This is a genomic window from Thiofilum sp. (genome assembly GCF_016711335.1).
Classification (GTDB): Bacteria; Pseudomonadota; Gammaproteobacteria; order Thiotrichales; family Thiotrichaceae; genus Thiofilum.
This window is the reverse complement of sequence record NZ_JADJTF010000001.1, coordinates 2683202-2696282: the sequence shown is the minus strand read 5'-3', so window position 1 is coordinate 2696282 and position 13081 is coordinate 2683202. Positions and strand designations below refer to the sequence as shown.

General features: G+C 45.0%; 13 protein-coding genes. 6 read left to right on the top strand and 7 right to left on the bottom strand.

Going from position 1 to position 13081, the window contains the following annotated elements:
* Positions 1-132: 132 nt before the first annotated feature.
* The 5 genes from soxB to soxY are packed head-to-tail and all read right to left on the bottom strand — an operon-like array spanning position 133 to position 4160.
* Positions 133-1851 (bottom strand): thiosulfohydrolase SoxB, encoded by a 1719-nt coding sequence (soxB, locus tag IPL34_RS12925; protein WP_296841860.1) that lies wholly within the window; start codon positions 1849-1851, stop codon positions 133-135.
* A 12-nt stretch (positions 1852-1863) separates the two neighbouring features.
* Complete coding sequence (gene soxX, locus IPL34_RS12920; protein ID WP_296841859.1) at positions 1864-2487, bottom strand: sulfur oxidation c-type cytochrome SoxX; 624 nt, start codon at positions 2485-2487, stop codon at positions 1864-1866.
* Between the two features lie 15 nt (positions 2488-2502).
* On the bottom strand, positions 2503-3321 hold the full coding sequence (gene soxA / locus IPL34_RS12915) for a sulfur oxidation c-type cytochrome SoxA (protein WP_296841858.1): 819 nt from the start codon (positions 3319-3321) through the stop codon (positions 2503-2505).
* Positions 3322-3353: 32 nt separating this feature from the next.
* Positions 3354-3662 carry a thiosulfate oxidation carrier complex protein SoxZ gene (gene soxZ / locus IPL34_RS12910; RefSeq protein WP_296841857.1) on the bottom strand — a complete coding sequence of 103 codons (309 nt, stop codon included), beginning with the start codon at positions 3660-3662 and terminating at the stop codon, positions 3354-3356.
* A gap of 21 nt (positions 3663-3683) precedes the next feature.
* On the bottom strand, positions 3684-4160 hold the full coding sequence (gene soxY / locus IPL34_RS12905; RefSeq protein ID WP_296841856.1) for a thiosulfate oxidation carrier protein SoxY: 477 nt from the start codon (positions 4158-4160) through the stop codon (positions 3684-3686).
* Between the two features lie 446 nt (positions 4161-4606).
* Here soxY and elbB point away from each other — a divergent pair, with 446 nt between their 5' ends.
* On the top strand, positions 4607-5263 hold the full coding sequence (elbB, locus tag IPL34_RS12900; protein WP_296841855.1) for an isoprenoid biosynthesis glyoxalase ElbB: 657 nt from the start codon (positions 4607-4609) through the stop codon (positions 5261-5263).
* A gap of 68 nt (positions 5264-5331) precedes the next feature.
* On the opposite strand, the gene IPL34_RS12895 is transcribed toward elbB, so the two are convergent.
* A complete protein-coding gene (locus IPL34_RS12895) occupies positions 5332-7905 on the bottom strand; it encodes a leucine-rich repeat protein (protein WP_296841854.1) in 2574 nt (857 codons plus the stop codon).
* Between the two features lie 222 nt (positions 7906-8127).
* On the opposite strand from IPL34_RS12895, the gene IPL34_RS12890 reads away from it, so the two are divergent.
* Positions 8128-9306, top strand: a complete 1179-nt coding sequence (locus tag IPL34_RS12890) for a lytic murein transglycosylase (RefSeq protein WP_296841853.1) — start codon at positions 8128-8130, stop codon at positions 9304-9306.
* 270 nt (positions 9307-9576) lie between these two features.
* Positions 9577-10569, top strand: coding sequence for an ankyrin repeat domain-containing protein (locus IPL34_RS12885; RefSeq protein ID WP_296841852.1), 993 nt, complete (start codon positions 9577-9579; stop codon positions 10567-10569).
* A gap of 71 nt (positions 10570-10640) precedes the next feature.
* Here the strand turns inward: IPL34_RS12885 and IPL34_RS12880 are convergent, their stop codons facing one another.
* The gene (locus tag IPL34_RS12880) at positions 10641-11567 is read right to left on the bottom strand and encodes a LysR family transcriptional regulator (protein ID WP_296841851.1); all 927 of its coding nucleotides are present in this window, start codon (positions 11565-11567) and stop codon (positions 10641-10643) included.
* 115 nt (positions 11568-11682) lie between these two features.
* Between IPL34_RS12880 and IPL34_RS12875 the strand changes: the two genes are divergently transcribed.
* The 3 genes from IPL34_RS12875 to IPL34_RS12865 all read left to right on the top strand — a co-directional run bounded on the left by IPL34_RS12875 (position 11683) and on the right by IPL34_RS12865 (position 13078).
* Positions 11683-12420, top strand: coding sequence for an alpha/beta fold hydrolase (locus tag IPL34_RS12875; RefSeq protein ID WP_296841850.1), 738 nt, complete (start codon positions 11683-11685; stop codon positions 12418-12420).
* Positions 12383-12571: a hypothetical protein gene (locus tag IPL34_RS12870; RefSeq protein WP_296841849.1), complete on the top strand. Its 189-nt coding sequence runs from the start codon at positions 12383-12385 to the stop codon at positions 12569-12571. The genes IPL34_RS12875 and IPL34_RS12870 overlap by 38 nt, the downstream gene beginning before the upstream one ends.
* Before the next feature lie 258 nt (positions 12572-12829).
* A complete protein-coding gene (locus IPL34_RS12865) occupies positions 12830-13078 on the top strand; it encodes a hypothetical protein (RefSeq protein ID WP_296841848.1) in 249 nt (82 codons plus the stop codon).
* Positions 13079-13081: the final 3 nt, after the last annotated feature.

Below are 13081 nucleotides of genomic sequence, written 5' to 3'. Positions count from 1 at the left end.
AACTTTACCCTACTTTGCAACTACTGAGTAAGGAGCATTTTTTCATAGCATGCTGAAGCTAATTGAAAATTATACAAATTTAACTTTACAGTGGGACGAAGCATTGCACTCAGCCCCTCCGTAGGCGCTACTTTAAAGCGCTAACCCCACATTACCCTCCACATTCTTCAATGTAGGGGTATTTAATTCAATCTGGCTAATGGTTTTCTTATCGCGTAAATAATCGGCGACAACTTCCCAAATTTGCTTATTCTCAGGGACAGATTCTTGCACACTCGCCCAGCCTGCCACCGGATAGGTCTTAGCCATTTCTAAGGGCTTACCCGCTAACTGCATATCCGACACACGCTCACCCATTTTAGCCGTTGGATCAAAACTAAACTTTAACCCACCCACGCGCACCATATCGCCCCCCTGCTGATAATAGGGGTCGGCATTAAATAGATTATCCGCGACATCTTCAAGAATGGTTTTAATCATCTCACCACTCATCTCATTGCGCGTCACCGTGCCATAAGTAATCGCTGTTTGATCAGCCACATGCTCAAAGGTAATCGGTTGACCGGGGAGCAAGCTCGTACCCCAACGGAAGCCCGGAGAGAAAGCAATCGGTGCATCTAGTCCTTCCATTAAGGCATTACAAATGAGCTGATCAAAGGTTCCATTAAAATTACCGCGTCGATATAACACTTCATCACAAACCGCTAATTCTTCAGCTAACTCTTTTTGATACGGCTCGCGTACCTTTTCAATCAGTTTCACCATTTCGGGATTAGGGGTGAGCAGATTAGAAAATACGGGTAACAGTTTATAGCGATAATCCGCCACTTTGCCGTCTTTGACCTCTAAATCGAGTACACCCAAAAACTTACCATTAGAACCTGCATTAGTGACTAAGGTTTTGCCGCCTGCGTTCTCCACCACGACTGGCTGGAACACACCATCATGGGTATGTCCACCCATAATCGCATCAATGCCTGTAACCTTACTCGCCATTTTTAGGTCTACGTCCATACCATTATGCGAGAGAACTATGACAACTTGCGCACCTTTACCGCGTGCCTCGTCGACCATTTCCTGCATACGCTCATCTCGAATGCCAAAGCTCCAATCAGGCACTAAATGACGCGGATTTGCCACCGGAGTATAGGGGAAGGCTTGACCAATAATGGCTACAGGGGTTTTGTTAATTTCTTTAATCACATAAGGGGCGAATACGGGTTCTTCAAAATCAGTACTCAACACATTTTGAGCTACAAAATCAACTTTGCCCGCAAAGTCTTTTTCAATGATTTCCTTGACACGTTCAGCCCCATAGGTCATTTCCCAATGCGGAGTCATGACATCCACACTCAATAATAATTGGGCATCGACCATATCCTGAGCATTGGTTTTTAGGGCTGTCCATGAGCCTTGCCAAGTATCACCACCGTCGAGTAACAAAGCGCCCGGACGCTGAGCACGAATCTGATCCACTAGGGTTTTTAAATGCGCAAAACCACCGACTTTACCGTATTTTTTCGCGGCTTCGGCAAAATCTAAATAGGTAAACGCATGAGCCTCTAGCGTATTAGGGGCAATGCCGTAATGCTTTAAAAAAGGCTCACCGACTAAATGCGGTGGCTTGCCTTGCATCGAACCAATGCCTAGATTGACACTAGGCTCACGATAATAAATAGGGAGTAGTTGGGCATGACAATCGGTGTAATGCAGTACCGATACATTACCAAAGCTGGGTAATTCATAGGGATTACTCGGCTGATTGGCGAGCGCCAAACGCGTATTCAAACCAAACCCTGCCACACTTGCAGCCGCTAAGAGCTGCAAAAACTCACGACGATTCATGCCCATCTATGCTTCTCTCTATTTATTCACCGGTGACTCAGGATCAACCAAAAATGCCACTACATCGGCAATTTGCTCAGGAGTCAGTACGCCATTGTGACCTAAACGCGGCATGCTGGAGCAAGGCATATAGGCGTTAGAGTTATAAATTTTCTCGTAGGCATATTTAATCGTCTCTGGCGTGTTGCCACGTAATTTACCAAAGCCCGTTAAAGTACTACCGATATTACCCGCCGCCACTTCTTTAGGATCAGCCGCATGACAGGCATAACAATTGCCGCCGCGTACTACATCGGGTTTGTCGGGCATAATCGTACCCACCCGCCAAGCAAAACCATCGGTAAAAGTTTTTTGACCTTGCTTCCAATCCCCCATGAGCTTGCCGCTCTCTGGATATTTAATAGTAGCCTTTTCGCGCTCCATAAAGGCTTGCTGCATATCGGCGGGGATTTGATTGCGATATTGGGTGCAAAGCTTTTGGGTTTCATCTTGCGTGAGACGCTCTAGGGGCTGCTTTTCCCCTTGTTTAAAACCGCTCGCAATATATTGCTCTACTAAGGCGGATACATCATCATCCGCTGCAACTGCTAGAGTCGTACCTAAAATAGCTATAAGCGCAGTGCTGACTAATTTGATTTTCATAGAGTAATCCTTGCGTTAGCGTGACATGCCGGGGAGCAGATAAGTACCATCTTTGCCTTGAGCATTAAGATAGGCAATCAAAGCCACCGTCATAGGCGAACCATACTCAGCATCCGGTAGACGCATTTGCCACATACAATCCCACATCCGATGTTGCATAGTACGCACAGCGGCATGAGACACCCGATAAGTCGGCCAAGCACTCATGGTTTTTTGTGCATCCGCACCGGGCTTGGAGAAATTACCTAGATTTTGGAGACGAATACGCTTTTTATCATCAGCATGGCAAGTCGCACAGGCAAAATCCAAGGGACCTTGACGCCGCCAAAACAGTCCTTCACCAATCTTAATAGCCTCTTGCTCTTTGACATGTTCAGCAGGGGCATTGATTTTCTCGCCATCGGATTGTGCCGCAATATAGACCGTGAGAGCTTCTAAGTCGGTGTTATCTTCATTGCGCTTGTCATTAGCAAAGGTTTGCTTAGTCAATTCTTTAACGGTATAGCCTTGCAGCTCAGTCATACAGGTCAAGAGGCGTGACTCTGCATCTTGTACCTTATCAGTATCTTTGAAATAGCGCGGTAATTGTGCATAAGCCCCTTTGAGTACCCCAGGGCCTAAACCAAAATCACATTGCTCTAACGAGGCATTTTTAGGACCACGCTTTTCTTTAAATAACTCTTCACCACGATCAATCACTAATAAAGCAGGGTTAGCGTCGCGGTCGCCATAGGTCATTTCGCGGTAAGCATCGGCATTGGGTTCTTCGGCTGCAAAAGCAATACCGGCTAACAAAGCACCTGCTACTAGACTGGCGATAGTCAGTTGTTTCATTCAATTCTCCTAGCGGTTGGGAATCAGATTAATTAAGCAGCTACAACCTCATCAGTATCTGTCCCACCTTTGGTATCTTTCCAAGTGAGCTTCACTTTATCACCCGCTGCTCCTTTATAGGTGAATGCCATATAAGGATTTTTAGAAATAGAGCCACCCCAATTAGCTTTCATCACTTCTTTATCATTAGCCGTGACCACGACTTCACTGATAAAGTGGGCAGGAATCAATTCACCCGCAGAATCTTTACGTAGCCCCGTTTCCATAGGATGGGTCATCAGCGCTTTCACTTCGATCAGACCGCCGTCAATCGCTTTCGCCTTTAATTTAATGCTCGACATCTCAAATGCTCTCCTAATTCCTTAACCGCCACAGCCGCCTAGTGTTACTTTCACTTCCTGCTTAGCCATATGTACTCCATCGGCTGCTTGTACAATAGCCATCACCTCTGCGGTTTTAGCCATTTTAATGCGCGTGGATACATCGGGGCTTGCACCCTCTAAAATAGTAAAAGTCGCTGCCAAAGGAGTGGGGTTATTACTCACGACTAGGCTAATAGCAGTCACACCGGCCAGTGTGGTAGACACAGCTACTGGAACTACTGCACCATTTTCAGCAATTTCAGGCGCTTTGATTTTAATCGCATCAGAAGCTTTAGCTTCGGTAGCATTCAGTGACTTCAATACTTCTTCTAATGCTTTTAGGTCAAAAGGACTCGCAGCGGCTGGTGCGGCTGCATCGGCAGCCATTGCCCATTGAGGCGTCACTAAGCCTGCACTCAATGCCGCACCGGTGGCACTGAGAGCCAGCGCGTTACCTAAAAATTTTCTCCGCTTCATAACATCTCCTTAGCGTTAACTGAGCCTATCATTGGATGGTAGGGAAATAAGATTATGTGAGAAATAATAGTAAGGTGAGGGGTCAATAGACTCTGATTCATATAGCGGCTCCTCCCTATTATTGAACACAATGATAAATATCAAGTGATATGGAATGTATTAATACCAGAATTTTCCTTAAAGGGTCAAACAAGTATCTCTAAAAAAATATATACTTAATAAATCCTAATCACGTAGTCCACTTATTTGGCAAATACTCTTATTAATTAGTCAGTTAAATAAAAAATATATCCACCCCTAAAGAGATAGATCGCTAGAACAATACTAATGCTTTTCCTGCTGCTATGGTGCTCAACGACTGTAATCTTTAACCCGAATACGCCTCACTTGGAGAGTCTAGGTTTAAGTACTACACTACTTATTTTGCAATTTTCAGCGGAGGCTATATGACTAAAGTAGCAGTGATTTTATCGGGCTGTGGAGTATTTGACGGCGCTGAGATTTTTGAAAGTGTGCTCACTCTATTGGCACTCGAACACGAAGGCTGTGAGTATCAGTGTTTTGCGCCTAATATTCCGCAATACCATGTGATCAATCATCTCACGGGTGAGGTGATGAATGAGACACGTAATGTGATGGTAGAAGCCTCACGCATTGCACGCGGTAAGGTGCAAGATTTAGCCAGTGCTAATGCGGCTGAGTTTGATGCGGTAATTGTGCCAGGGGGCTTTGGAGCGGCTAAAAACTTAAGTGATTTTGCTTTTAAAGGGGCGGATTGTACGGTTCAAGCGGATGTATTGCAGTTTTGTCAAGCCATAGCCGCACAAGGTAAACCGTTAGGCTTTGTGTGTATTGCGCCTGCGATGATTCCAAAGATTTTTGGTGAGGGTGCAAAACTGACCATTGGTGATGATGTGGGCACGGCGGCGGCGATTGAGCAAATGGGCGGTGAGCATGTGAGTTGTCCGGTGGATAGTTTTGTGGTGGATGAGGAACGTAAGGTAGTCAGTACCCCTGCCTATATGTTGGCGAATAAGATTATGGATGCCGAGGCGGGGATTACTAAGCTGGTTAAGGAAGTGGTGCGTTTGGCACGGGTTTGAAGATTGGTGGATGGTTTGATGGTAGTGCGGAGGGCAAACACGTAGGTTTGCCCCTACAGTTGTGTCTATTAGGGTCGAGTTTTATTGTGGGATTTATTAGTTTGCCTATTCTTTTTACCAACGATGATTTGTGCATCGTCTCCTGTTTGAATATTGTAAATATTGCCTAGTACCTGTTCTCTCTTAGGCGATAAATCCTCGTCCTCAAACACACCTTCTAGTAATCCTTTTACCGATACATCAATAAACTCTTTGTCACATTCGATGGTAGCTTTGCCTTTATTCAAGGCTCGCTGAAGTACTTGATACTCAAAGAACTTAGCGTCTTTATGTTGCGGGTCAGTGCAATAAGTGCAGATACACGGAATCATTTGTTCGGCTTGAATGTTGCGAAACCATTTATGGTGAATATCTTGAATTTCATCACGGAGGCGTCTGAGTAAATACTTGCGTTCATTGACATTACCATTGATGGCTATATCAATGATTTTTAAGCCGTCGCGGTTTTCTTCTTCCTGAACTAAAGCTCTGCAATCGCGCTCAGTAAAGACTGCCCCCTTGCGCCAAATCAATTGCTTGCCTTCAATCCCACACGCCAAAATAGTATTTAAGCGCACGATCAGGCGGGTAATAATGCCTTCGGGCATGAATTTATATTGAAAGCGGAAGCGTAGATTGTCTTTATTATCCCAAATAAAGGGCATCTGTTCGGCATTGAGGAGTTGCGGGGCAATGTATAAATCTTTTTGGTAATTGAGTGGGTAGCAAATCTCGAAATTTTCTTTTTGCATTAAACTCAATAGCTTGCAGCGCTCATCATGATTGTATTTATCCCTCCAAATCGCCTCTACTTGAGCACGACTAAAATAACCATCCTTACGCGCTACTTCATTATTATTCAGCACACTATAGACCGCATCCACTGCCCATTGCGGATTGAGAATAATGAAATTATGCAGGCTAGGATCATCAGTGAAATGCAATAGGCTACCCAATTTATGTAGGTAGCGGCTCAACACTAACTGGCTTTCCTCGTCCTCGACGGCGTGTTCGCTGCAAATGGCTGAATACTTTTCAAAGCTAATATGGTTGGTAGTTTTAGCGCACTCTTGTAGGGCGGCGCGAATATCTTTCCAGCGGGCGGGGCGCGGGTCGGTGACGTGAGACAGTTGGCTCAGCATACGCTGGATAGTGCTACGCATCGCTTTGAAATGGTCGTCGCGTTTATCTAGATTGACTTCACAGACTTCAATTTGTAGCTCTGGGTAGCGCTCCTCGTAAAATTTGCGGTCAAAGTTAAATTTGTTAATGAATTTATCGTCTTTTTCATTGAGCACGACCAGCACAGGGCTATAGCGCCCTTGTTCTTCGCCGAGTAGGTGAATGATTTTAAACCAATAGGGAAAGTTGGTCGGTTCTTTGCGGTCATTGGCGGAGACGAGGACATAGGCGGCACTAGGAGTGAGGAAAAATTGGTGGGTCATGTATTGAATTTGTTGCCCGCCAAAATCCCAGATATTGGTGGTGAAAATGGTATCGGGTTTATTGGGATGGGGAAATGTCCAGCCTGTGCGCACCTGCACACCTAGAGTACTTTCGGTGTCTTTACTTAGCTCAAAATCCTCATCAAGCAAGGTTTCCATTAAAGTGGTTTTACCTGCGGCAGGTTCACCTACGATAATGAGTTTGGCTTCGTTGAGTTGCTCAACCCCTTGATCTTCTAATTGTTTGAAGTAGTTGAGAATGGCTTCATTGCCTTGTTCGACTATGGAGACAGGAGGGTTTCCCAAAGGATTATTGTATAAACTTATTTTCTTATCCGACCAATCATTTTTTTTCAAACTAACAGGAAGCCCTTTTTCTATTAAATTAATTATCTGACTCAGATCACTGATTTGGTTGCCCATTAGATCGAGCTTTTGGAGCTGCGACAGACCCAACAGCGCACTCAGATCACTGATTTGGTTCGCACCTAGATAGAGCGTTTGGAGCTGCGACAGACCCAACAGCGCACTTACATCACTGATTTGGTTCTTGCCTAGATAGAGCGTTTGGAGCTGCGACAGACTTGACAGCGCACTCAGATCACTGATTTGGTTGGAACTTAGATCGAGCGTTTGGAGCTGCGACAGACTTGACAGCGCACTCAGATCACTGATTTGGTTGTAACTTAGATCGAGCGTTTGGAGCTGCGACAGACCCGACAGCGCACTCACATTACTGATTTGGTTCGCACCTAGATAGAGCTTTTGGAGCTGCGACAGACCCGACAGCGCACTCACATCACTGATTTGGTTGGAACTTAGATCGAGCGTTTGGAGCTGCGACAGCTCCGACAGCGAACTCAGATCACGAATATTATTTCCCGATGCAATAAGTACGGTAAGTTTTGAGAGCTTTTGTATTTGATAAGGAATAGCATGAATTTGATTAGCTGCCCACTGATTCTGACTTCGTTTCAGCTCCCATTGTTGCGTTTCAATCTCCCACTCCCGCCAATCATTAGCCAACACTAATTCTTCTAACCACTCTAACCCGAATAACTTATCTGGTAATTTAGTAAGTGCGCACTTACCTAAATCCAATCGAGTTAAACGCTTTTCCTTAGCTTCACCAATCAATTTCAATGCGCGTTTTGACATGGGGCAGCCCTATCCATAACACCAATACCCCACTATAAATCCTCCGCTAGCCAACTTTCCACCGTCTTATACTCACCACCCCAACATTATCAACCCACACCCTACTGCCACTCACTCCACCCTACCCCCACAGCACTAAAGGGAACTTTTTGAACACCCACTCATCCCATAACCTACACTCACCTTTAAAACCATTGGCTAACTGAAATAATAAGGAACATTATGCGTATTCTATCCCTAGGGCTACTCCTCTCCAGCCTAGCACTCCACAACGCTTGGGCCTGCCAAAACACCACCGACTTTAAAAGCTGGCTCGCCGACTTTAAACAACACGCCGCCCGCGAAGGCATCACCCCTAGCGTCATCCAACAAACACTAAGCTCGGTCAAACTCGACCCCAGCGTCATCCAACGCGACCGCAACCAAGGCGTCTTTGCCCAAACCTTCTTACAATTCTCCGACAAAAAAGTCTCCAGTAACCGCCTCACCATCGGGCGCAGTCAACTCAAAAAAAACGCCGCGCTATTTAATAAAATCGAAGCCCGCTATGGCGTACCCGCTGAAGTACTCACGGCTTTTTGGGGCTTAGAAACCGATTTTGGCGCCGTATTAGGCGACTTTGCCACCATCCCCGCTCTTGCTACCCTAGCCTATGACTGTCGTCGCCCCGAACGCTTCCGCCCTGAACTGCTACACGCCCTCTGGCTGGTACAAAAAGGCGATATAACCCCCGCTAAAATGCGCGGTGCGTGGGCAGGTGAATTAGGTCAATTACAATTTTTACCCTCTGGCTATAACTTGCACGGAGTGGATTTTGACGGCAATGGACAGCGCAATATCATTGCCTCCAAAGCCGATGCTTTAGCATCAGCCGCAAGCTTATTAAAACACTACGGTTGGCGAGCGGGAGAACCTTGGCTCCTAGAAGTGAAAGTCCCCAAACAAATGGATTGGGCAAAGGCGCGTTTAGATAATAAATTGCCTTTGAGTACTTGGAGTGCGGAGGGAGTGACACGCGCTAATGGGACAGCACTGCCCAAAAACGGAGTTGCCGCTCTACTCTTACCGATGGGACGGAATGGGCCTGCTTTTTTGGCTTATCCTAATTTTGATGCCTACTTACAGTGGAATGAATCCAGTGTATACTCTTTGACCGCTGCCTATTTTGCGACCCGTTTAGCGGGCGCTGCACCTTTAAAACGTGGCAATGCTCCGGTCGCAACTTTGAGCCTAAGCCAAGTTAAAACGCTGCAAACCAAGTTGCGCAACAAAGGCTATAGGATCGAAAAAATAGACGGCATTATTGGGCAGGAAACCATGAATGCCACCCGTAAACTACAACAACAACTAGGGCTACCAGCGGACGGATACCCTGATATGAACTTGTTTAATCAGCTCTAAAATTCCCAGCTCCTCATTAAAGGATGGTGGGGGATTTTTTAACCTTATTATTATAACTAACCGTTGATAAGCGAGGCTTTATTTTGTAGTACGTTTCAGCTATGGTTCATCCTTATAACCCATATATACCAACTCAGCCTTAGGGGTTAAAACAGTGCTGAGTTGGTTTGTCCTTTGACAGTATATAACTTAGGACACGGTATCCTACTCTAACAGGGCATTGTTAGAGTCAGACACAAAAATCAATTTTTTTGCAAAGGCGGCAAACCTATGTCCATGTGTAAGACAGTCGCACTCTCTAGCGGAATGTTATGCTCTTTACTATTCAGTACCTCGCTCTATGCGGCTACTGCTAATGTTAATAATATGATGGCGACTGGCAATGTAGCGGTAGAGAATCCTACGGCTCAAGCGCCTGCCGCTCCGGCAAGACCGACCATGTTATTGCCCTATGACCACACCATTCGCTTAAGAGCACCGATTAGAAATCCTACTTACGATAAAAACCTTCTGGTCTCTTTACAAAGTAACTATATGCTTGAAGCCGAGCGTTGGTACAGTGAAGGTGCAGACGTAAATAGCCTCGATTCCCAAGGTCGCAGCTTATTGTATCTATCTATTTTCTCTAATCGCCTTGAGCACGTTAAATTCCTGTTATTACGTCGCGCTAATGTGAACCAACGTAATGAAGACGGTACAACTCCAATGGGTGCAGCAGTTCTACGCGGTTCAGTGCAAATAATGCAATACCTGTTTGAGCGTAATGCCTCTCCTATCGGCAAAATCGAAAACAGTGGCGAGAGCTATCTGCAATATGCGGTGAAACGGGGTCTCACTGATGTAGCGCAATTGCTCATGGATAAAGGTGCGGATATTAATGAGCGCTATCCTACGGGCGAAACGTTATTACAAGTCGCGGTAGGTAATGGTGCTGAAATGATCGCCTATCAACTGATGATGAAAGGTGCGGATGTCGATGCAGCGGGCAGCGATGGGGTAACTCCTTTACACGAAGCCGCCGCCAAAGGTTATGTCAATCTAGCTAAGCTACTACTACAACGCAAAGCTAATGTGAATGCAGTGACTCGCAAAAACTGGTCGCCATTACATCATGCCGCCCGTTTTGGTCACTATGATATGGTGCGTTTATTATTGTCACGCGGCGCTGATCCCACCATTCGCAATACCGATGGTAAAAGTCCTTTAGGGCTTGCCCGTCAACTCCAGCATATCAATGTAAGTGAACTATTATCCTCACGATAGTTTGCTTATCAGCTAAGGCGTCTATTGCGCCTTAGCCCTTTGGTTTTGTTCAACTATTTTTTATAATTCACCTAACTTAGTAAACTCCGCGCAGCGTTTACCAGTACTTTAATTTTCACCGAACTAAAGCGTTGTTTAGGGATATAAAGCATAATTTCTGGATAGCTAGGTGCATACTTAGTCCATAAACTCACTAACTCTCCCCGCTCTAATTCTCGTCTAATCCAACTGGTACTCATCACTTGTACAATACCCAATCCTGCTTTGGCAGCACTCAATACATGCTGCAATTGATTGAGTACCACAGAGGGCATGACTTTGACCGTTTGAATTTGATTATCTACATGAATATCCCAGTGATCTAATTGCTGATGCTCACCGTATTTAAACAAAATACAGCGATGGCTATTGAGAGCCTTTAAAGCCTCAGAATCAATCGGCGCGTCGGGTATGCCATAGTGTTTTAAGTACTCTGGACTAGCTACCCAAGTACTGTGCAATGGCTTAGTCAAAGGAATCGCTACTTTGTCCTGTTCGATCTGTGAGCGTAATCGAATGCCTGCATCAAAACCTTGCTCAATAATATCCACAAACTCGTCGCTGTAATGCACCTCTACGCGCAATTCTGGCGCATGTTGCTGTAAGTACTGCAATAACGGTTGCACAATTGTGTCATGACAAATAATCGGTACGGTTAAACGCAATAATCCTTGAGGTTTTGCGCTATGTTGCTGTAATTGCTGTTGAGCATCTTGAATAGTTTGTAAAGCGGGTTGAATTTGCAGGAAAAACGCCTCGCCTGCTTCAGTCAAACGTACACTGCGAGTATTACGGATCAATAGTTGGGTTTTGAGTTGTTTTTCTAATTCACTCACTGCCAAACTCACCGACACTGTACTTATATCCAACCATGCAGCGGCTTTGGTAAAGCTGCCATAGTGCGCTACCGCTGCAAAAGTACTTAAGCCTGCTAAAGCATCACGTCGTTTAGTACTCATTAGCACTCCTCATTATTAGTTTATACCTAATACTATATTGTGATTAGACCGATTTTTATAAGCAATCAGACCCTTTACACTGAGTACTCATTAATTATTTTCGTGAGTACTGATTATGACTGCTAGCGTTGCCCAACAAGTTGCTGCTCTGTTTACCCGTCCCCATCGTACTGCTATGCCTAAAACCCCACTGGACTATGGTATGCAGTTTGAAACGCTTGAATTTCCTGCTTTAGATGGTGTGAGTTTATCGGCTTGGTTTATTCCCGCTAAAGTGCCCAATCAAAAATTGGCAGTAATGAATCATCCACTCTATTGCAGCAAATACGGCTTTGTTCCTGAAGGTGATGTGGCTCAGCTTGTACCCGTGCATGTGGAGTTTATGAAAACCGCACAACATCTACATAATGCTGGCTTTGATATTTTGTTTTATGACTTACGTAATCATGGCGAAAGTGCTTCAACTGCTGATGGTTTTAGTGGTATTGGTGCATTTGAATGGCAAGACGCAGCAGGGGCTATGGTTTATGTCAATCAGCATCAGCAATTGAGCCAAGTACCCGTCGTTTTAGTTAATCATTGTATGGGAGCTAATAGCGCCATTATTGCCATGAGCAAACGCCCTGACCTATTCAGAAACGTCAAAGCATTGGTTGCAGTACAACCCATTTCAATGGCATATATGGCTGAAAAGGTTGCGCCCATGTTAGGCGGCAATACTAGCCTCGCTGAAGTCGACCAAGCTATTAAAGACCTAGCAGATTGGTCTGGACGATATGTCACCGATGAGTACTTTAAAGGATTTAACAGTACCTGTGCTCTATTCCCAAGTACGCCAAGATGCTTTGACTAGCCCCGCAGATTTAGAAACTATCGTGGCGGCGACACCGACTGAGACTCAAATGGTTTGGATTGAGGGCAATCTTAATCGCTTTGATGGTTATAACTACTATGGTGAGCATCCAGAAGTGATGCTGGAGTTTATTGCTAAACATATGGCTTAATAAGGTTTGTTTAGAGAGTACTTCGCATTGATTAAAGTACTCGCTTTTACGGTTTATCAGTTGTCTATCATTTAATAAAAATTAATGCTCCACTGCTCTACTAAAACGCTGATGTTAATAACATAGCCAGGCTAAAGTACTTTGGCTTACACTTAGCTTATGTTGATTGATAAGAGGACTTGCCAATTTTGTTCGAGGTTTTAGAGTACTTGTCTTTCAGTACTTATGTGTTTCACTCTTAACTCCAAAGGCTTCATTATGCTAAAAGAAAAATTCTTAACTGAGCTGCGGGCGCAATTACGCGACGCATTCCAAGCAGCTAAAGCCGGAAAACCTGTCTCCGCCGCCGACAAACATCGTTGTGAAGGCTTTATGCAGGCAGGTGAGTTTTTAGGTTTAGTCACTGATGATGAATTAGCCGCTTTGATTAATTCAGTGCATGTCAGCGTGTATGGTCAATCCATTTTAGAAAAACGCATGGCACAACAAGGCATGCGTTTGCATTAACTC